The organism is Sandarakinorhabdus sp., assembly GCF_051860625.1.
Lineage (GTDB): Bacteria > Pseudomonadota > Alphaproteobacteria > Sphingomonadales > Sphingomonadaceae > Sandarakinorhabdus.
In genome coordinates, this window is record NZ_JBHYDQ010000015.1 from 16725 (window position 1) to 35924 (window position 19200).

General features: G+C 66.6%; 15 protein-coding genes. 7 read left to right on the plus strand and 8 right to left on the minus strand.

Going from position 1 to position 19200, the window contains the following annotated elements; all coding sequences use genetic code 11:
* Positions 1 to 87: 87 nt before the first annotated feature.
* The 5 genes from ACTIEZ_RS13315 to ACTIEZ_RS13335 all read left to right on the plus strand — a co-directional run bounded on the left by ACTIEZ_RS13315 (position 88) and on the right by ACTIEZ_RS13335 (position 7300).
* Positions 88 to 1212: a CaiB/BaiF CoA transferase family protein gene (locus tag ACTIEZ_RS13315; RefSeq protein ID WP_439547171.1), complete on the plus strand. Its 1125-nt coding sequence runs from the start codon at positions 88 to 90 to the stop codon at positions 1210 to 1212.
* Positions 1209 to 2372 carry a deoxyguanosinetriphosphate triphosphohydrolase gene (locus ACTIEZ_RS13320; protein ID WP_439547172.1) on the plus strand — a complete coding sequence of 388 codons (1164 nt, stop codon included), beginning with the start codon at positions 1209 to 1211 and terminating at the stop codon, positions 2370 to 2372. The genes ACTIEZ_RS13315 and ACTIEZ_RS13320 overlap by 4 nt, the downstream gene beginning before the upstream one ends.
* Positions 2369 to 3502, plus strand: coding sequence for a serine hydrolase domain-containing protein (locus tag ACTIEZ_RS13325; protein WP_439547173.1), 1134 nt, complete (start codon positions 2369 to 2371; stop codon positions 3500 to 3502). The genes ACTIEZ_RS13320 and ACTIEZ_RS13325 overlap by 4 nt, the downstream gene beginning before the upstream one ends.
* 175 nt (positions 3503 to 3677) lie before the next feature.
* Positions 3678 to 5900: a DPP IV N-terminal domain-containing protein gene (locus ACTIEZ_RS13330; RefSeq protein ID WP_439547174.1), complete on the plus strand. Its 2223-nt coding sequence runs from the start codon at positions 3678 to 3680 to the stop codon at positions 5898 to 5900.
* Positions 5901 to 5914: 14 nt separating this feature from the next.
* Positions 5915 to 7300, plus strand: a complete 1386-nt coding sequence (locus ACTIEZ_RS13335) for a serine hydrolase domain-containing protein (protein WP_439547175.1) — start codon at positions 5915 to 5917, stop codon at positions 7298 to 7300.
* A 43-nt stretch (positions 7301 to 7343) separates the two neighbouring features.
* Here ACTIEZ_RS13335 and ACTIEZ_RS13340 read toward each other — a convergent pair whose 3' ends face one another.
* Genes ACTIEZ_RS13340 through ACTIEZ_RS13350 form a run of 3 tightly spaced genes read right to left on the minus strand, consistent with a single transcriptional unit; the run spans position 7344 to position 10776 of the window.
* Entirely contained in the window at positions 7344 to 8045 is a 702-nt protein-coding gene (locus ACTIEZ_RS13340; RefSeq protein WP_439547176.1) for a copper resistance protein B, read from the minus strand.
* On the minus strand, positions 8045 to 10024 hold the full coding sequence (locus ACTIEZ_RS13345) for a multicopper oxidase domain-containing protein (protein ID WP_439547177.1): 1980 nt from the start codon (positions 10022 to 10024) through the stop codon (positions 8045 to 8047). Before ACTIEZ_RS13345 ends, ACTIEZ_RS13340 begins: the two co-directional genes overlap by 1 nt.
* Positions 10024 to 10776: a MauE/DoxX family redox-associated membrane protein gene (locus ACTIEZ_RS13350; protein ID WP_439547178.1), complete on the minus strand. Its 753-nt coding sequence runs from the start codon at positions 10774 to 10776 to the stop codon at positions 10024 to 10026. Before ACTIEZ_RS13350 ends, ACTIEZ_RS13345 begins: the two co-directional genes overlap by 1 nt.
* A gap of 68 nt (positions 10777 to 10844) precedes the next feature.
* Here ACTIEZ_RS13350 and ACTIEZ_RS13355 point away from each other — a divergent pair, with 68 nt between their 5' ends.
* Positions 10845 to 11243 carry a MerR family transcriptional regulator gene (locus ACTIEZ_RS13355; protein WP_439547179.1) on the plus strand — a complete coding sequence of 133 codons (399 nt, stop codon included), beginning with the start codon at positions 10845 to 10847 and terminating at the stop codon, positions 11241 to 11243.
* A gap of 46 nt (positions 11244 to 11289) precedes the next feature.
* Positions 11290 to 12411 carry a hypothetical protein gene (locus ACTIEZ_RS13360; protein WP_439547180.1) on the plus strand — a complete coding sequence of 374 codons (1122 nt, stop codon included), beginning with the start codon at positions 11290 to 11292 and terminating at the stop codon, positions 12409 to 12411.
* On the opposite strand, the gene ACTIEZ_RS13365 is transcribed toward ACTIEZ_RS13360, so the two are convergent.
* The 5 genes from ACTIEZ_RS13365 to ACTIEZ_RS13385 all read right to left on the minus strand — a co-directional run bounded on the left by ACTIEZ_RS13365 (position 12390) and on the right by ACTIEZ_RS13385 (position 19144).
* Positions 12390 to 15155: a phosphoenolpyruvate carboxylase gene (locus ACTIEZ_RS13365; protein WP_439547181.1), complete on the minus strand. Its 2766-nt coding sequence runs from the start codon at positions 15153 to 15155 to the stop codon at positions 12390 to 12392. The two genes, ACTIEZ_RS13360 and ACTIEZ_RS13365, sit on opposite strands and share 22 nt — an antisense overlap.
* A 277-nt stretch (positions 15156 to 15432) precedes the next feature.
* Positions 15433 to 16203 carry an NAD(P)-dependent oxidoreductase gene (locus ACTIEZ_RS13370; RefSeq protein ID WP_439547182.1) on the minus strand — a complete coding sequence of 257 codons (771 nt, stop codon included), beginning with the start codon at positions 16201 to 16203 and terminating at the stop codon, positions 15433 to 15435.
* 21 nt (positions 16204 to 16224) lie between these two features.
* Positions 16225 to 17331: an NAD(P)/FAD-dependent oxidoreductase gene (locus tag ACTIEZ_RS13375; protein WP_439547183.1), complete on the minus strand. Its 1107-nt coding sequence runs from the start codon at positions 17329 to 17331 to the stop codon at positions 16225 to 16227.
* Positions 17316 to 18050, minus strand: a complete 735-nt coding sequence (locus tag ACTIEZ_RS13380) for a methyltransferase domain-containing protein (RefSeq protein WP_439547184.1) — start codon at positions 18048 to 18050, stop codon at positions 17316 to 17318. The genes ACTIEZ_RS13375 and ACTIEZ_RS13380 overlap by 16 nt, the downstream gene beginning before the upstream one ends.
* Positions 18047 to 19144 carry a type III polyketide synthase gene (locus ACTIEZ_RS13385; RefSeq protein WP_439547185.1) on the minus strand — a complete coding sequence of 366 codons (1098 nt, stop codon included), beginning with the start codon at positions 19142 to 19144 and terminating at the stop codon, positions 18047 to 18049. The genes ACTIEZ_RS13380 and ACTIEZ_RS13385 overlap by 4 nt, the downstream gene beginning before the upstream one ends.
* Positions 19145 to 19200 lie beyond the last annotated feature (56 nt).

The following is a 19200-nucleotide window of genomic DNA, read 5'->3' on the forward strand; positions in this document are numbered from 1 at the left end:
AAAATGTCCGGGTACCTGTGACCGGCACCAGCTTGACCTTTCACGCGCAGGTGGCACGGAAGACGCACACAAACGGGAGTGACGAACATGGCAGGGCCACTGCAAGGCATCAGAGTGATCGAACTGGCCGGCATCGGCCCCGGGCCATTCGCCGGCATGATGCTGGCCGATCATGGCGCCGAAGTGATCCGAGTCGACCGGCCCGGTGCCCGCATCGATGCCCGCGATCCGCTGCTGCGCGGCCGGCGGGTGATTGGGGTGGACCTGAAATCGCCGCAAGGCCGCGCGCTGGTGCTCGATCTGGTGAAAGGCGCCGATGCCCTGTTCGAAGGTTTCCGTCCCGGCGTGACCGAACGGCTGGGGCTGGGGCCGGCGGACTGCCATGCCGTGAACCCGACGCTGGTCTATGGCCGCATGACCGGCTGGGGGCAGTTCGGGCCCTATGCCCATGCCGCGGGGCATGACATCAACTATATCGCGCTCGCCGGCGCCCTGCATGGCTATGGCCGCGCCGGGGACAAGCCGACACCGCCGATCAACATGGTCGGCGATTTCGGCGGCGGCGGCATGATGCTGGCCTTCGGCATGGTCAGTGCGCTGCTGCATGCCAAGACGACTGGCCAGGGCCAGGTGATCGATTGCGCGATGACCGATGGTGCTGCTGCGCTGATGGCGATGATCTGGGGGTTCCGGGCCAACGGCATCTGGCGGGATGAACGCGGCGTCAACCTGCTCGATACCGGCGCCCATATGTACGACACTTATGCCTGCGCCGATGGCAAGTTCATCAGCATCGGCAGCCTGGAACCGCAATTCTATGCCCTGCTGCTGGAAAAGACCGACCTGAAGGATGATCCCGATTTCGCCGCCCAGATGGACGCAAAGCGCTGGCCGCTGCTGAAAGACCGGCTGACGGCGCTGTTCGCCACGAAAACCCGCGATGAATGGTGCGCAATCATGGAGATGACCGACATCTGCTTCGCGCCAGTGCTGTCCATGGCCGAAGCCCCGTACCACCCGCACAATGCCGCCCGGCAGACGTTCGTGGAGGCCGATGGCGTCATGCAGCCCGCGCCGGCCCCGCGCTATTCCGCCACTGTCACCGCCGCTCCGCGCATGACGAAGGCAGCCGATACCGATGCGATCCTGGCTGATCTTGGCTATGACGCGGACAAGATTGGCGCGTTGAAGGCGGCCGGAACGGTTCGTTGAACCTCGCGCCCTACGCCACTCACTGGCAGGCATCGCGCGGGCGGCTGTATGGGGAGGCTACGTCCGCCCGCACGCCGTTCGCCCGCGATCGCGACCGCATCATCCATTCGGGCGCGTTCCGGCGCTTGCGCTACAAAACGCAGGTGTTCGTCGCCCCCGATGGCGATCACTTCCGCGTGCGGCTTACCCACAGCCTGGAGGTCGCTCAGATCGCCCGCAGCCTGGCCCGCGCGCTGGGCGTGGACGAAGATTTGACAGAGGCGCTGGCGCTCGCCCATGATCTTGGCCACCCGCCGTTCGGCCACAGCGGTGAAGATGCGCTGGAACGCGCCATGGCGCCGTGGGGCGGCTTCGATCACAACGGCCATGCGCTGCGCATCGTGACGAAACTGGAGAGCCGTTATCCGGGTTTCGATGGCCTGAACCTCAGTTGGGAAACGCTGGAGGGTCTCGCCAAGCACAATGGCCCGGTGTTCGAACCTGGCTGGGCGCTGGCTGGCGTAGATGCCGCCTGGCCGCTCGATCTGGACAGCCATGCCGGGCTGGAGGCGCAACTGGCGGCGGTGGCCGACGATATCGCCTATGACAATCACGATCTGGACGATGGCATCCGGGCCGGGCTGTTTGCGGTGGAGGACGTCGCGCAGGCGGTGCCGTTCGTCGCCGAGTGCTGGCAGGCGGTCACCACACGCTGGCCCGGCGTAACGGCCAGGCGGCGGCTGGTTCCCGAACTGGTGCGCGAAATGATCGGCCGCATGGTGGACGATGTGCTGGCCACCTCCCGAGCCCGGCTGCTCGCCCTCAATGCAACCGATGCCCGGCACATCCGCAGCGCCGGCCACACGCTGGCAAACCTGTCCACACCATTGGCCGCCGACGTGCGCGTGCTGAAAGCTTATTTGCGCGAAAACATGTATCGCGCGCCGGCCGTGGCGCGCCTGCGTGACCCATCCGAACAGGTGGTGGCCGCGCTGTTTGCCGCCCTGCACGATGAACCCGCCCGCCTGCCCGGCGACTGGGGGCCATCGTGCCCGGCTGACGAACCCGGCCGCGCGCGCCATGTCGGCGATTTCGTGGCTGGCATGACCGACCGATATGCGCTGAAACTCTATGAGCAACTGGTGGGGCCATCGCCCCTGCCGCAGGAGATGGTGACATGAGCGAAGTTCACGGTTTCGTTGACCCGCGTTTCGAAGGCGTCCGCGCCACAATGGCTTCGATGCTCAGCAGCGGCCAGGATATCGGCGCCAGCTTCGCCGCCACCATCGATGGCGAGCCAGTGATCGACCTGTGGGGCGGCTGGGCCGACGAGGCGCAGACGCGGCCATGGGAACGCGACACCATCGTCAATGTCTACAGCACCACCAAGACGATGACGGCGCTGACCGCGCTGTGGCTGGCGGACCAGGGCGAGTTGAGATTTGAAGAGCGCGTCGCGCATTACTGGCCCGAATTTGCTGCCGCCGGCAAGCAGGATGTGACCGTCGCGCAGTTGATGAGCCACAGCGCCGGCCTGTCGGGCTTTGCCGAACCGATGCCGCCGGAAGGCCTGTATGATTGGGAACTGGTCACCAGCCGACTGGCCGCTCAGGCGCCTTATTGGGCGCCGGGCACGCAGCCGGGCTATCACGCCGTCACCCAAGGCTATCTGGTCGGCGAAGTCGTGCGCCGCATCACCGGCAAATCGCTGGGCACGGTGTTTGCCGAACAGCTCGCCGGGCCGCTCGGCGCCGATTTCCACATCGGGCTTGATGCCAGCCATGATCATCGCGTCGCCGATCTGGTGCCCCCGCCCGGCGGCGCCGCGATCAGCCCCGGCGAACCGTCGGAACTGACGAAGAACATGCAAACCAACCCGCGCATCAACCCGATCGATACCCGCACCCGCGCCTGGCGCGGCGCCGAAATACCGGCCGCAGGCGGTCAAGGCAACGCGCGCAGCGTGGTGGCGGTGCAGACGCTGATGGCCAATGGCGGCGTTGCCGGCGGCAAGCGCCTGCTCAGCGAAGCCGGCGTCCGCCGCGCCCAGGAACTGCAGATCGAAGGCCAGGATATGATTCTCAACATGCCGGTGCGCTATGGCCTGGGCTATGGCCTCCCCGGCCCGGCGCGGCCGTTTCCCAATCCGAACAGCGTGTTCTGGGGCGGTTACGGCGGATCGCTGGTGGTCTGCGACATGGATGCGCGGCTGTGCATGAGCTATGTGATGAACAAGATGGCCGGCACCACGGTGGGGGATATGCGCGCTGGCATGCTGATGGCGGGCGTGTGGCAGGCGGTGATGGCTTGAGGGGTACCTGTTGCCGAATATTCTCCTGTAAACTGCGTTTTCAACATTGAGGGTATCTGTGGTGTTTAACCGGGTTCATGGGTCAGCAATTCGGATTGCAACCCTTTTGCTGGCGCTTGCCGGGACCAATCTTTCAGCGGCAGCACGCGCAGACTCCATGCCCGCCGGCCCGGACATGGCTGCATTCGAGCGGTCGTTGAATTTGCGTGAGCGGACCATGTATCTGACCGATCATGTGGCCGATGCGCCGGTGTGGGCGGCCGACAATAGCCGGTTTCATTATCGGCGGACGGCGGGAGATGGGTTTGAATTTGTGACCTATGATCTGGCGACGGCGGGGCATCGGCCGGCATTTGATCATGGGCGGCTGGCGGGGGCGCTCGCGGTGGTGACGGGGGCGAAGATCAGGGCGGATCGGTTGCCGTTCGAGAGTTTCACGCCGGCGGCCGATGGGGCGAGCATAAGGGTGCGCATCGAGGAGAATGTGTTCGTGTGCAGCCTGGCCGCCTATGTGTGCAGCAAGGCGCCGGCGCCGGCGGGGCGGCCGAACATGTATGGCGTGCTGCGCGATTTGCGGGTGCCCGCAGACAATCGCCCGCGGCAGTCACCGGATGGCCGATATGAAGCGCTGGTGATCGAGGACAATGTGGTGGTGCGCGCCGTTGCTGATGGCCGCACGGTGTTTCGCACGCTGGATGGCACGCCGGGCTATTTCTACGATCCGGAATCTTTGGTGTGGTCACCGGACTCGGCGCGGGTGGCGCTGGTGCGGGTGAAGCCGGGCTTTGCGCGGGAGGTGTATCGGGTGCAGTCGTCCCCACCTGGCGGCGGCCGGCCGCGGTTGGTGACGCAGCTGTATCCGACCGTGGGGGACCGGCTGGACAAGGACGAGCCGGTGATCATCGATGTGGCGGCGCGCAAGGCGATTCCGGTCGCCGATACGCTGTTCGCCAATCCGTTCCAATTGTCGCCGCTGGTGTGGCGGGCGGATGGCAAGGCGATCAGCTTTACCTACAACCAGCGGGGGCATCAGGTTTATCGGCTGGTCGAGGTCGAAGCCGCCACCGGCGCGGCGCGCAGCATGGTGAGCGAAAACGCCGACACGATGGTCTATGCGCCACGGCATCAGCATCATGATGTGGGCGGGATAGGCCGCGAAATCATCTGGATGTCCGAGCGGGACGGCTGGAACCATCTCTACATGGTCGATGGCAAGTCGGGGCAGATGCGGCAGATCACCAAGGGCGAGTGGGTCGTGCGCAGCATCGTTAGCGTGGATGAGGCGGGGCGGCAGATCATCTTTGCGGCGAACGGCAAGGCGGCGGGCTCCGATCCCTATTTCCAGCATTATTACATCGTGAATTTCGACGGCAGCGGGCTGCGCGCATTGACCACCGCCGATGCGTTTCACGATGTGCGGCTGTCGCCCGACAAAAGCCTTTATGTCGATCTTTATTCGCGGGTGGATATGCCGCCGGTGATGGAGTTGCGGCGGGTGGCCGACGGCAGCAAGATTGCAGAGGTGGATCGCGGCGACATTTCGCGGCTGCTTGCCACCGGCTGGAAGGCGCCCGAAACCTTCGTCGCCAAGGGACGCGACGGCAAGACCGACATTCACGGCCTGATCGTGCGGCCCAGCGATTTCGATCCGGCCAAATCCTATCCGGTGATCGAGAATATCTATGGCGCCGGGTTCGACCAGTTTGTGCCCAAGCGTTTCTGGCCGTTCGGTTATCACGGCGGCGGCGACAAGGTGGTGGGGATGCAGGCGCAGGCCGACCTAGGCTTCATCGTCGTGCAGATCGACGGGATGGGCACGCTGCACCGATCGAAGGCGTTTCAGGATGTGACCTGGCAGAATGTGGGTGAGGCCGGCACGCCGGACCGGATCGCGTGGCACAAGGCGGCGGCAGCGAAATTTCGCTGGTATGATGCGACGCGCGTGGGACTGTATGGCGGCTCGCTCGGTGGGCAGAATGCGCTGGCTGGGCTGTTGTTTTTCCCGGAATTCTACAAGGCGGCAGTGGCGTATAACGGCTGCCACGACAACCGGCTCGACAAGCCGATCTGGAACGAGCTGTGGCTCGGCTGGCCGGCGGGGGAGGCCTATGAGCGCAGTTCGAATGTAGTGAATGCGCACCGATTGCAGGGCAAGCTGCTGCTGGTGTCGGGCGAACTGGACATGAATGTCGATCCGGCGGTGTCAATGCAGGTCGCCGACGCGCTGATCCGGGCCGGCAAGGATTTCGAGCAGATGGTGGTGCCAAACGGTGGCCATGGCGCTGGCCGATCGACCGAACCGATGCGCTATCTGCAGCGCCGGCAGTTCGACTTTTTCGTGCGCACGCTGCGCGGTGAGACGACGCCGGACTGGAACAAGCTTGCGGATCGCCTGTGAGGAGCATCGGTGGCATGAAGCAGTTTCTGATGGCCGTGGCGCTGCTGGCCGCGCCGGTGATGGCGGCCGATGCGCCGGCCGATTCGCACCGTCTGGCGCTGGCGGCGGGGTACAAGGCGGCGTTTCTATGTTCGGGGCGGTGGAATGCCGGGCAGGATGAAGCGGCGATCACGCGCGATGATCTGACCGGGATTTACAAGGAGATCGAGCCGCTGATCCCGGCGCTGCCGGCCAGGATCGATGAGGACGCGAGGACCGTATCGGTTACATTCTCGAACAGCCTGCCGCCGCGGGTTGCGGTGTGGCGGCCGTTGCTGGGCTGTGCGCAGCTGCCGGTGGGGGCCAGTGCCGATGCTGCCGCCAAGGTGCCGCGACTGGCGCCGGGGGTGACGCGGCCCGATCTGACCGCGACTGATGCGCTGGCCTGGCCGATGGGCGATGCCAAGGCCGTGCAGCCCTTGAAGGATCGCAAGCAGCGGGCGGCACTGGACCGGCTGGTGCAGGCCGCCTTCACCCCGGCCTATCGCAGCGCCCGCACCACGGCGGTAATCGTGCTGAAGGATGGCAAGATCGTTGCCGAACGCTATCGCGACGGGTGGACGATGCACACGCCGCAACGCACCTGGAGCGTGGCGAAATCGCTGACCGCGACGCTGGTCGGCCGCGCGGTGCAGATGGGGCTGGTGGATGTGAACGCGCCGGCGCTGGTGCCGGAATGGCGCATGCCGGACGATCCGCGCGCCGCCATCACGCTGAACCAGTTGCTGCGCATGAACAGCGGCCTGTGGACAGACGCGCCGGGCAACCGCACCGATGAAGTCTATCTGGGCGGTGCCACCGTGCGGCAGACGGCGGCGGTGATGCCGCTGGAATATCAACCCGGCACACATTTCAATTACAGCAACAACGATATCATGCTGGCGTCCCTCAGCCTGTCGCGCACGCTGCGGCGCGGGGCGCTGGCGTTTCCGTTCACCGAATTGCTGTGGAAAGCGGGCATGACGCGCACCACGCCGGAAACGGACTGGCGCGGCGATTTCGTACTGTCCAGCCAGGTGTGGATGACGGCGCGTGATCTGGCGCGGCTGGCCTTATTGTACCAGGACGGCGGCAAGGCTGGCGCAGAGCAGTTGCTACCCCCCGATTGGGCAGCGTTCGTCGAGCGCGGCGATGCCACGCAGCCGGTTGGACGCCCGGAAGGCTATGGCGCCGGTTTCTGGCGCTGGAGCGGCATGAACGGCCTGCCGGAAGGTACCTACGCCATGAACGGCAATCGCGGCCAATATGCAGTGATCGTTCCGGGTACCGGCCTGATCGTCGTGCGGCGCGGGTTTGATCATGTTGGCGAAGGCTTTGACATGCCGCGCTTTGCTGCAGATGTGGTGGCGGCCGTGCGATAGGTTCGCAGCGCGAAGGGGCAAGCCAGCCCCTAACGTGGTTGCTTCACAACCAGAAACGCACGCCGGTGCGCAACGACCAACCGCCGGGATTTTCGCCGGCGGCGCGGGCCAGGCGGCTGGATTCCCCGAGACGGCGTTCGAACATCAGCGCAACATAGGGCGCCACGCGGCGGGTGATTTCATAGCGGGTGACGAGGCCGGTTTCGACGATGGCGGGGCCGGGCGCGATCAGGCGTTCAGGTTCGCGGGTGGCATAGACATCGAGCTCGACCAGCGGCTGCACGACAACCCGGTTGCTGACGCGCACATCAAAGCTCTGGCGCAGGCGGAACAGCACATCGCCGGCCAGGCCGAAAAACGCATGGGCTTCGGTTTCAAAAAACAGTGGCGCCAGACCCTGCACGCCGACCGCGACATAGGTGCGGACGTCGGGCGCAATATCGTGGCGCAGGCCGATCTGGGCATCGAAGAAGGTGGCGACGTTGCGGCTGTAGAGCGCCTGGAATTCGCTCTGCTCCAGCCGCGGGCCCTTGGTTTCGCCTTCGGCGCGCCACCAGAATTTGTTGAGATCGCTGCCGATCCAGCCCTGCACTTCCCAATTGGCGACCAGCTTGCCGTTGAAGCGGGTGATGTCGGCTTCTTCGACCAGGGTGAAGTTGTTGATGCCACCGTCATGCCCATGGCCGGGCATATCCTGCGCGGCGGCGGGGGCGGCCATCAGCGCCGCCAGCAAGAGCACGCGCATCAGTGCGAATGCTGCATGGTCGGGCCGGGCTTGCCATCCGGCCCCATCACATTGGCCACCACCAGCTTCTGCATCATGCCGCTGTTCATGTGATAGAGCAGGTGGCAGTGCAGCGGCCATTCGCCGGCTTCGTCGGCAGTCAGCACGATCGACTGGGTGCGACCGGGCGCCACCACGATGACGTTCTTCTCCGGAGTCAGGCCGGGTGCCTGGCCGTTTTCCACTTCAAAGAACATGCCGTGCAGGTGCATCGGATGCGCCATCATGGTTTCGTTGATGAAGGTGACGCGCACCCGTTCCCCGAATTTCACATCGATGGGCGGGCCTTCGCCGAATTTCTTGCCGTTCAGCGTCCAGATATAGCGTTCCATATTGCCTTGCAGCCGCACGATGATTTCACGCGTCGGCGGCGCGGCATCGGCGCGCGGTTCCAGCGCCACCAGATCGCGCATCGACAGCACGCGGGCGCCATAAGGCGCACCAGTGGCCCAGCCGAAGACGCGGCCAGATCCATCGGTGTCGCCTTCCTTGCCCAGCACCGGCATGTTCATGCCCGGCAAATTACTGTGGTCCATGCCGGCCATCGGATCGCGGCCATAGCCATAATCGACCACCGGGAAAGGGGTGCCAGCAGCGGGCTTTTCGGCCAGTGCCACGGCAGTGCCGACGCGCGGTCCGGTGCTGGGGCCGGCGGCCTTGGGCGTGCAGTGGCCCATCGCAGCATGTTCGGGTGGGCAGTCCGGATCAGCAGCGGCCGCCGCGGGGGCAGGCGCCTTGGGCGTGCAATGGCCCATGGCAGCATGTTCCGGCGGGCAGTCCGGACCGGCGGCTGGTGCAGCAGCAGTGGGGGCGCCCGCGACTGTGCAATGCCCCATGGCGGCATGCTCGGCGCTGCAGGCCTCGCCCGGCGCCGGCATGCTGTGGCCCATCTCGCTCAAGAGCAGCACCTGCTTCGGGCGCGAGGGCGGCGCCTTCACCGACAACGCCGGATCGCTGGTCAGGTTGACCAGCACGCTGGCACGGCGATCGAGCGTTTCTACCCAAAGGGCATGCGCGCCGGCGTGCGGCTCCACGATCACATCCCATGTTTCGGCGACACCCATGCGCAATTCATCAACCACCACCGGCTGCACCGGGCGGCCATCGGCGGCAACCACCGTCATCGCCAGGCCCGGAATACGCACGTCCATGAAGCTCATCGCGCTACCGTTGATCAGCCGCAGCCGCACGCGCTGGCCGGGGGTGAAGCCGAACACCGGCTTGGCGGCGGTGGGCTTGCCGTGGGCAAGCAGCGCATAGCCGGTGACATCGGCGATGTCGGTGGCGTCCATGCGCATCTGGCCCCAGGCCTTACGCTCCGCCATGGTCGCCTTCATGCCGAACTTGCCGGCGTCGCGCACCAGTTCCGGAAACGTCCGCTTGTTCCAGTTGTAATAGCCGCTGTCGCTTTTCAGGTTGCGCTGGATGCGCGCCGGGTCCTCGCGCGTGTGGTCCGAAAGCAGGATGACATGCTCCGCATCCGACTTGATCGGGTCTTCGCCCTTGGGCGCGATGATCAGCGCGCCATATTGGCCGGCCTGTTCCTGGCCTTCGCTGTGGGCGTGATACCAGTAAGTGCCGCTCTGCCGCACGTTGATGCGGTAGGTGTAGGTCTCGCCAGGCGCGATCCCCATGAAGCCGTTGAAGCCGGGCGCGCCATCGAACGGCCCATCGACCAGCAGGCCATGCCAATGGATCGAGGTGGTGGCGCTCAGCCGGTTGGTGACCTTGACGATGGCCTCTTCACCTTCCTTGAACCGCAGGATCGGGCCGGGCACGCTGCCGTTGATGGCAATCACGCTGTCGGTGCGGCCAGGCACGACCTCCATCTGCCGGCGTTCGACCAGCAATTCATAGGTGGCGGCAACCACCGGCGTCGGTGCAAGCAGGCACACAAGCACCATGGGCGCCAGCAGCAGCAGGGCAAATTTCTTCATCATCAGGCGTATCGCATCATCAACATGAACACTGCCATGCCCAGCATCATCAGATTTTCCAAGAGCGACACAAAGCCCAAGGGCACGTTGCTGCCAGCGCCGACACAGGCGCAGGTCAGTTCGCGTTTGTCGATATAGACCGACTTGATCACCGATACGGCCCCGACGCCGCCGATGAACAGCGCGATGGCAGACGCCAGCCACACGAGTTGGCCAGACAGCATCAGCACGCCGGCGGCGGCTTCGGCCCAGGCATAGACATAGGCATAAGGCAGCCAGGCGCGCGCCAGCAGATCATAGCCGACAAAGCCGGTGACGAAGCCTTCGATGTCCTTCAGCTTCAGGAAGGCCAGCAAACACATGGCGGTGGCGATGAACCAGATGGCCGCCTGGCCGGTGAACGGCGTGCCGAACGCCGCCATGCTGATCGCCAGCGCAATTGCCGCGGCCATTGCAAACAGTGCGATCACCGGGCGATACGTAAGCGCCTTGGGATCATGCACTTTCAACCCCAGCCAGCGGCGCAGATCATCATGGCCGCCCACGCGCTGCCCGGCGATCCAGACCTGTGGCGTGGTCTTCACGCCATGCTCGTCCTTGAAGGCGTCGGTGGCTTCGCGGCTGGTCAGCAGCACATCCTCGAATTCATAGCCCTTGGATTGCAGCAGATGGCGGGCGCGCAGCCCCCACGGGCAGACATGATCGGGCAGCGCCATGCGCACCAGGCGGGCCGTGCGGGGCAGTTGGGCATCCATCGGACACGTCCTTTGCAATCAGCGAGTCGCCGCGGTATAGCCTCCGTACCACGATACGGAGTCAAGCCATGACCGCCCTGACCATTGCCCGCCTTGCCGCCAGCGCCGGCGTTGGCGTGGAAACGGTGCGCTTTTACCAACGCAAGGGCTTGATGCCGGTTCCCGCCAGCAGCGGCGCCGTGCGCCATTATGACGATGACGATGTGCAGCGCCTGCGCTTCATTCGTGCCGCCCAACGCGCCGGTTTCAGCCTGAAGGAAATTGCCGAGCTGACCGAACTGGATGCCAGCGACGATCGCACCCGTGTGCAGGCGATCACCCGGGCGCGGCTGGCAGCGCTCGATGCCGAAATGGCCGAATTGGCTGCCGCCCGTGGCTTGTTGTCCGGCCTGCTGCACGAATGTACCGGCACTGCTGCCGGCCCCTGCCCGATCATCGCGACTTTTGCCGCCGGCGGCTGCCATTGATGGCGGCGGCTCGACAGGGCCGAGGGGTTCGCCCAAGGTGCGGCCGATGAAAAAGAGCACCGCTCCCAATGCGCCTCGGCTGGCCTGGCTGGCCGTGATATTGGCCGGCCTCGTGCTGCCCGTTGCGGCCATGCTCGCGCTGCGCGATGTGCCGGCGCCGGCACCGCTGGCCCTGGTGGGTGGGCCGATCCTGGCGGTGGGCCTGATGGGCATGGGCATGATCGCAGCGGCCACCGCAGGGCGGCTGTGGATCGGCGTGATCCTGGCGCTGCTCACCGGGGTGGGCCTGATCCAGGTGGCGCGTGGGCTGGGCATGCCGGCCTTGCCGCACCCATTTTCCACGGGGCTGGCCGTGGTTATCGCCAGCATCAGCTTTGCCGCGCGGGGCACGTTGTTTGCCCGGGCGATGGCGGGCAAGGGCTGGCTGATGGCGCTGTTCGTGGTTTCCGGTGAAGCAGCGATCCTGGTTTCGGCCGCGTATTTGCCGGCCTGGCTGCTGGTGCTGTTGCCGGCGCAATGGGCCAGCACGGCGATCCAGACCGCACTGACCGGTACCGGCACCCGCGCGGCAAGTTCGGCGCTGTTCGCGCTGGCCGGCACCGCGGCAGCGACGCTGGTTGTCGCCTGGCTGTGGCCGCGACGCTGGCCCTATGCGCTGATGTTTTCCGCCTGGATCGGCCTGTCGGCGCTGGTCTGGCATCGGCCCGGCCCGCCGCCGCCACGCGCCGATCTGGCCATCGCCGCGGCACCGGCCGGCGCCATTGCACCAATGACAACGGACGCGCCCGATGCCGCAACAGCCAGCGCGTTGGCGCGGGTCCAGCGCCAGATCGCCTCCTGGCCGGGCGCGGCCGAGCCTGACCTCACCCAGCGCGCCCGCAATCTGTTGCTGATCGCTGCCGTGCCCGATCTTTACGACACCGAACCGTTGCAATCCCACCTGCCGGCGCTGGTCGCGGCCGAACTGAAGGCGCGCATCCCGGCTGATCAGCGCGCGGCCATTCTGCGGGCGATTGCCGCCGCGCCGGAACAGGGCAGCGTGGCAGCCCGCACCAGCTTGCCCAAGTTGGGCCTGCCGGCCAACACGGGCAGCGAGGCCCCAGTGCGCAACCGCATGGCGCTCTATGCGGCCAGGCTGGAAAGGGATCAGCCGAACGCGCCAAAATGATTGGCAATCGCGATGCCGATCAGCGGCAATAGTTTCGCCGCATCCGCGATCGGGCCGATGAAACGGCGCTGGATGCCGGCATAGGCTTGCGGGTCGCCATCGGGCCAGTCGCTCGGTTCGTCCATGCTGTAATCGGCCAGGTCGGGCGCCGTTACCGGGAATGCGCGGCGCAATTGGGCCAGTGCCTCGTCGGTACGCAGCGACAGGATCATGTCCAGCACATCATCGCGGCTGATATCGTTGCTGCGTGAAAAGGCCGGCATGTCCACCGCACGCAGGAACAGATGCTGCATCAGGGCAAGGCGCAGCGCGTGGAGCACGCCCAGGGTGCGACGGGTGGCATCGGCAGCGGGATCGACCGGTTCAGGCGGGACATGCGCAAGCATCTGGCGCAGCTTGATATTGTCCACCCGTAATTGCGAGGCGAGGCGGCGGAACTGGCCGGACCGGTCGTCCTCCACCAGCCGTTCGGCCAGCGCCAGGCAGGGCCGGGCCAGATGATCCTCGGTGCCGCGATAGGGGCGCGTTGCCCAATAGGCGCTGTTGAACAGTTCCCCATAGGCGGCGAGCGTCTTGATGCTGGCCAGCGCGTTGGATGCGCCAACCAGGCCGAGGATTTGCCGACCGCGCGGCGAACCGCTGAGCAGGGCCGCCAGTGCCTCGCGGGCTTCGCCGGCCGCGGTGCCGACGCCGGCCAGCACGTTGGCCGGATAGCCCAATTGCTGCAGCACGGCATTGTGCGGGATGGCGCGGATCTGGCGCAAATTCGCTTCACGGTCGCTGCCGATATCCGATTGGCGCTTCAGCCGCCGCGATCCGGTGACCGGGAGCAGGCCCAGACCGAAGGCGGTGATGGCGCGGGCATAGGGGCGGGTTTCGAACAGCCGGCGCTGATGCTGGCGGATCATCCGGTAATAATCGAGGCTGAGATCAGTGCGAGTGTAGAAATCGTCCTGCTCACCGTCGGAAAGGCCGGGCCACAGGGCAGCGATGCGCGCCAGCGTGGCAAGCGCCAGCGCGTCATGGCCGAAGAACAGGAAGCCGTCACCGCCTTGGAAGCTGGCTTCGGCCTCGATGCGGATGCCGGCGCGGTCGAACTGGCTGCGCACCCAGCGGCTGAGCGGCCAGGACAGGCGATCGGCAAAATCCACCGGATGCGCACCGCGGCCCATGGATTCGCCATGGGTGTTGAAGATCAGCGCGGCGACATCGGACAGGCCGTGGCTGGCCATGGCGCGGGCCAGGCGGAACTGCAGCCGCTCGATGGCCAGCGCTGCCGGTATCTGGCCGACAAAGCGCCCGGCATCAGAAAAGCCGGTCTGGATTGCCACCCGGCCGCGGCGGCGGGCGTGGGCCACATAGGCTGGCTCGGCGAGCAGCGCATCGAGGAAACGCCCGCCATGTTCGAGCGCGGTTTCGGTTTCGAACAGCGGCGAAACATCGACCTTTTCATCGATGCCGAACGCCTTCGCGAAATAGAGGGCGGACAGCACCGTCTGCGGCTGTTCACACTCGGCGATCAGCAGGCGGATAGGCGTGTCGGCATCGATGTGGCGCAGAATGGCGGCTATGGCGAGGAACTGGCGCACGGCGGTGGTGCTTTCGACGGCCAGCGCCGCGAAATTGCTGCGCAGCGGCTGCACATCGTCCAGCAGTTTGCGCAGCCGGATCAGCGCCTGGCCGCTGGCCATATCGAGGCTGCCATCCGGATCGATGCGGCGGCGAATGGCATTGTGCAGTTGCGCGGCGTTCACCCGGAAATGGATGGCGCCCATGCCAAGGCCATCGGCGGCCATGGCGGCAGCGAGCACCAGCATGGGCTGAGCTTGATCGGTGGGCAGTGCAGCGGCGGCGGCGCGCAAATGGGCGATGGCGCCGGACAGGCTGGTGAGGCTGTCGGGATGCGGCGCAGTGATCCGGTTGGCGATGGCGGACAGCGCGGCCGGCGTTTCGGTGTCGCCCGCCAGCAGCGCGGCCATCGCAGCAGCATGGATGCCGGCGCGGCGGAGCTGGTCAGCCAGGTCCGCTTCGCCGACGGCGGCTGCGGTGTCGGCAAACAGCGCCAATCGGCGGGCTTTCTCCTCCAGCCGGAAGCGCAGACTGGTCGCCCAGCCGATGTCGGTGCGACCGTCCATGTCATAACCGACCCAGGTCGCCAGCCGGAACAGACACGGGGTAAGGCTCTGCCAGTCATCGGGATAATGCGCGGCGGCAACGTCCAGAAGCACGGCGTGCAGCCGGTCGCGGGCGGCGGCGGCGCGGGTGATGGCGGCCATGGCTTCGGCATGTTCGTCGGCCAGGCTCGGGGATGGCCGGTCGGGCTGGGGGGCGATGGCCACTTCGGTGCCGGTCACGGCGGCATCGGCGATGGCGGCATACTCGGCGGGCGTCATCAGGAAGGTCGGGTGCGCGGTGAACACGACATGCAGCAGCGGCTGCGACCAGCGGGCGGCGAAGCTGGCGAAAGCCTGGCCTTGCGCCGATGCTGTCACCCGGGCGCGGAATTCGGCGATATTTTCATCTTCCGCCAGTGGCCCGATCAATCGCGCCAGCCGATCGGCGCGCGCCTGCAGGCCATCGCGGCCGAGTTCGGCGATGGCTTCGGCGAGGCCGGCGAGCGTGATCTCGCCCTTTTCGAGCTGGCGCGAGATTTCCAGGCCGAGCTGGAACACCGGATTGAACAGCGGCGTTTCGGCGGTGCGGACATGCAGTTCACCCAGGCGCTGGCGACAGGCTTCGATCATGGCGGGGGCCCCTTTCGCCGCCAATCTCGCTTGGCACGGGCGGCGGGGCAAGCCGTGATTGCGGTGATGATTTCGCTGTTCGGCGGCTGTGGCGCGCAGCCGCTTTCAACGCTTCGGTTTTGCCAGTTCTGACGAATTATGTGGGTTTCGGTGCACGCAGCCGCCGGCAATCCCACCTGGAAAAGACCCCTGGACAACGCCATGATGACAGCATTTGGCTGTGTAGGACAGACCATGTCGGCTGGACGGGATAGGTGGCCCTGCCCGCCTGAGGCCCCTATTCCCGGCCCTTCAAGAGCACAGTCAGGCCGAGCGGCAGCGGATCGGGGACCGCGTCCAGCCGCATGGCATCCCGTCTGGCGCGGTCGATGATGGCGGGGGGGATGGCGCCATCCGCGACCAGCACGTCGCAGCGCGCGAGGCGGTTGAGCTGGTTCAGCGTCAGCTCGCCGGGATCCGGGCTGGTGACGTGGATGGTGGCAAGTTGCGGCGTGGCGGCAGAGTCGCCGGCGATCACCTGCGCCACGGCAGTGTCAGGATCGGGCAGCGCCGCGAACGGATCGAGCGGCGCAAATTCGGCCAGCGCGCGTTCCCACAGGCGGCGGCGGTCGGATGGCGTCTTGTGGCGGGCATTGACCACCTCGCGCGACGCGCGGATGGCGGCGGCAACCGGCCCCAGGCTGGCGGGCAGCAGCGCCTCCAGCCTTGTGCGCAAGGCCCGCGACAGGCTGGCCGAGGCGCCGCCGGTGGAGACCGAGACCAGCACCGGCGAACGATCGATGATGGCGCCCATCAGGAAATCCGAGAGCGCCGGCTTGTCCACGACATTCACCAGCAGGCCGCGCGCGCGCAGGCGGGTGGCGGCGGCGCGGGCGTCGTCGTCATCCTCCAGCGCGACGAAGGCGATAGCGGCTTCGGGTGCATCTTCGCCGACGATCACGCCGCCGGCCGCCAGAATCAGCCGCGCCTTGGCGTCAGCGGGTTCGCCTTCACCAACCAGGATGACCGGGCGGCCGGTGAGCGTCATGAAGATCGGCAGTTGTTGCATGGGGGCGCTGTGGCCTGCGCGTCAGGCTGGCGCAAGACCCCGGGGCTTCTGGCCCGGGTCCGCCACGCGGGTGGCGCGGGCGAGCAGCGCCAGCGCGCCGGGGACAGCGCCGAGCCCGGCCATCGCCGCCCAGCGCCCGGCCGGGTGGCGGGCAAGGCCGAGCGCGGTCATGGCAAGGCGCACCGGCCGGCGGGTGCGGGCGAACAGCGCGCGCTGATAGGCATTGGCGGTGGCACCGGCGCTCAGCATTTCGGCGGCCAGCCGCCCTGAGGTGAGCGCGATGCCCATGCCGTCGCCGCAGAAGCTGGGGATCACGGCCGCCTGATCGCCCAGCCGCCAATGGCCATCGGGTGCGATGGGCACGAGATGGCCGTAGGGCACACGACTGATCGCCAGCGGCCGGGCGAGCACTTGTTCGGCATCGGCGAGCGCCGCCAAGCCGGGCTCGCGGACCAGCCGCGCCCACAGCGCAGGCCAATCGCCGAGACTGCGATATTGTGCGCCATCGACCAGCAGGCACAGATTGAGCCGGCCGCCCTCCACCGGTTGCAGCCCGGCATAGCCGCCATCGAAGAAGGTGACGGCCACGGTGTTGGCCAATGCGCGGCTCAACCGCGCGCTGCGCAGATACATCTTGAAGCCGATCTGGTCCGGCCCCGGCGGGCGCGGCAGGCCGCGGATGTCATGCTTGCCACTGGCAATCAGCAGCGTGGTGGCCTTGATGTCGCCGGCAGTGGTGTGGACGGTGGCGGCGGACAGGCTGCGCAACGCGGTGCCGCGCTGCACGGCGACGCCCACCATGGCGGCGCGGTCCAGCAAGGCATCATCGAGCACCCGGCGGGTCAGGCTGAGGGCCGGGAATGGCAGACTGGTGGTGACGCTGCGGGGGCCGGCGTTGATCTGCACGCGGGTGATGGGCACTGCGCCATGGGCAATGGGATCGACCCCCAAGGCGACCAGCGCCGCCACGGCCTCCCCGCTCAGAAATTCGCCGCAAATCTTGTCGTGTGGCGCGGTTTCGCGTTCCAACAGCAGCGGCGCGTGTCCGGCACGGGCCAGATCAATGGCCGCCGCGGTGCCGGCCAGCCCGCCGCCGATGATTAGCGGTTGCTTCAGCGGGTGGGACACGACGCCACCGTATAGCGGAACGGCACATGCCAGCGTACCCGCGCCTGCACGCCGGCCCGATCCAGCAGCGCCCGCAACTCGGCGCGGGTGAAGGCACGGCGCACCGACAATGCACCATCATGGGCCACGATCGGATGCCAGCGCAGCAACGCCGCCAGCGCGCGGAACCCGGCCCAGGCGATGGGGTGCCGATGCAGATCGTTGATCAGCCAGCCACGCCGCGACACGCCCTCCATCCACTTGATGAAGCCGACCAACTCAACATCGTCCATATGATGCGCCACCAGGCTGGAGATGATGAAATCCGGTTGAAATTCGATGCCATCGGCCGGGCCGGTGCGATAATCGATGTTCAGCGCCGGAGCGGTGGCGGCGCGTGCCACGGGCGCCGAACGCGGATTGAGATCGACGCCGACCAGCCGCGCCTGCTTGCCGGCCGATTGTGCCCAGGCCGCGATGGCGCGCAGCATGTCGCCATGGCCAAAGCCGACATCGAGCACCGAAAAGCGTTCCAGCCCCGCCGTTTGCCGCTTCAGCCAGGCCAGCGTTGGCGGCCGCGCCATCGTGATACTGTTCACCCGCGCCAGATCGGCAATCACCGCAGCGTAAATGCCGGGATCGAGATGCGCCTCGTCCATCACCTCGGGCAGATCGGCACGGCGGCTGAAATCCAGCGGCGCACGCGGCCAGGCCGCCGGCACCACGAAAGGCTTGTTCATCCGACCGCCGTGAAGCGGAAGCTTTCGGCCGCCAGCCCCGGCCCGAACGCCACCGCAAAGCCCGGCGTGCCGCGTGGCACCGCGGTGCCGATGCCGGCCATGATGCGTTGCAGCACGAACATCACCGTCGCGCTGCTCATGTTGCCGCATTCGCGCAGCACATCGCGCGACCAATTGAGCGCCCCCTGCCCCAGGCCAAGCCCGGTTTCGACCGCATCCAGGATGGCACGGCCGCCGCCGTGCACCGCCCACACGCCATAATCATCCGGAGACTGTCCGCGCAGCAGATCGGTGCCGGCCGGGCCAGCCAGCGCGCGCTGCAGCAACGGCGGCACCTGGCCCGACAGATGCATGTCATAGCCCTGATCGCCAATTCGCCAGGTGATGGCGTCGGCCGAATCGGCAACGGTGGTCGCGCGGAAATCGACGAGCGCAAGGCCCTGTGGGTCGGCACTGACCAGCGCCGCCGAGCAGCCATCGCCGAACAACAGCATCGCAAGCAGGCTTTCCAGATTGCCGGTTTCCTGAAAATGCAGCGTGCACAATTCGATATTCACCACCAGCACGCGCGCGGCCGGATCGGAACGCACGAAATGATGGGCCAGGCGAAGGCTGTTGACGGCAGCATAGCAGCCCATGAAGCCGACATGCGTGCGCTCCACACCGGGATGCAGGCCAAGCCGCTGGACGAGGATCTGATCGAGGCCGGGCGCGACCATGCCGGTGCAACTGGTGACGACAAGGTGGGTGATGCCCTGCAGTTCTGCAGCGGACAGGCCGAGGCCGGCGATCGCCTGTTCGGCAAGATCGGGCGCGGTCGCTTCGAAGCGCGCCATGCGCTGGGCCGTGCCGGGAAAGCCGCCGGGGCGGTAGAAGCCTTCGGCATCGGCGGTGAAGCCATCAGGGTCTTTCACCGGCGTGAAATAGCTCCAGCGGTGATCGATTGCGGACCGGCCGACCAGCCGGCGGAAGATCAGTTGATCGCGGCGTTCCTTGATCATGGTGCCGACGAAATCGACAAATGCTTCATGCACGTCGTTAGGCGGCAGCGCGGTGCCGATGCGGTTCACATGCGCAATTGCGGGGGCGGCCATCACGATCCTTGAACTTTGTACCCCATCATAACTGCGCCCCTCAGCCATTGGTTGCA

Coding starts and splice junctions, on each gene's coding strand:
- ACTIEZ_RS13315 (WP_439547171.1), top strand. CDS start 88: ATGGCAGGGCCACTGCAAGGCATCAGAGTGATCGAACTGGCCGGCATC.
- ACTIEZ_RS13325 (WP_439547173.1), top strand. CDS start 2,369: ATGAGCGAAGTTCACGGTTTCGTTGACCCGCGTTTCGAAGGCGTCCGC.
- ACTIEZ_RS13330 (WP_439547174.1), top strand. CDS start 3,678: ATGGCTGCATTCGAGCGGTCGTTGAATTTGCGTGAGCGGACCATGTAT.
- ACTIEZ_RS13335 (WP_439547175.1), top strand. CDS start 5,915: ATGAAGCAGTTTCTGATGGCCGTGGCGCTGCTGGCCGCGCCGGTGATG.
- ACTIEZ_RS13340 (WP_439547176.1), bottom strand. CDS start 8,045: ATGCGCGTGCTCTTGCTGGCGGCGCTGATGGCCGCCCCCGCCGCCGCG.
- ACTIEZ_RS13345 (WP_439547177.1), bottom strand. CDS start 10,024: ATGATGAAGAAATTTGCCCTGCTGCTGCTGGCGCCCATGGTGCTTGTG.
- ACTIEZ_RS13350 (WP_439547178.1), bottom strand. CDS start 10,776: ATGGATGCCCAACTGCCCCGCACGGCCCGCCTGGTGCGCATGGCGCTG.
- ACTIEZ_RS13355 (WP_439547179.1), top strand. CDS start 10,845: ATGACCGCCCTGACCATTGCCCGCCTTGCCGCCAGCGCCGGCGTTGGC.
- ACTIEZ_RS13360 (WP_439547180.1), top strand. CDS start 11,290: ATGAAAAAGAGCACCGCTCCCAATGCGCCTCGGCTGGCCTGGCTGGCC.
- ACTIEZ_RS13365 (WP_439547181.1), bottom strand. CDS start 15,155: ATGATCGAAGCCTGTCGCCAGCGCCTGGGTGAACTGCATGTCCGCACC.
- ACTIEZ_RS13370 (WP_439547182.1), bottom strand. CDS start 16,203: ATGCAACAACTGCCGATCTTCATGACGCTCACCGGCCGCCCGGTCATC.
- ACTIEZ_RS13380 (WP_439547184.1), bottom strand. CDS start 18,050: ATGAACAAGCCTTTCGTGGTGCCGGCGGCCTGGCCGCGTGCGCCGCTG.
- ACTIEZ_RS13385 (WP_439547185.1), bottom strand. CDS start 19,144: ATGGCCGCCCCCGCAATTGCGCATGTGAACCGCATCGGCACCGCGCTG.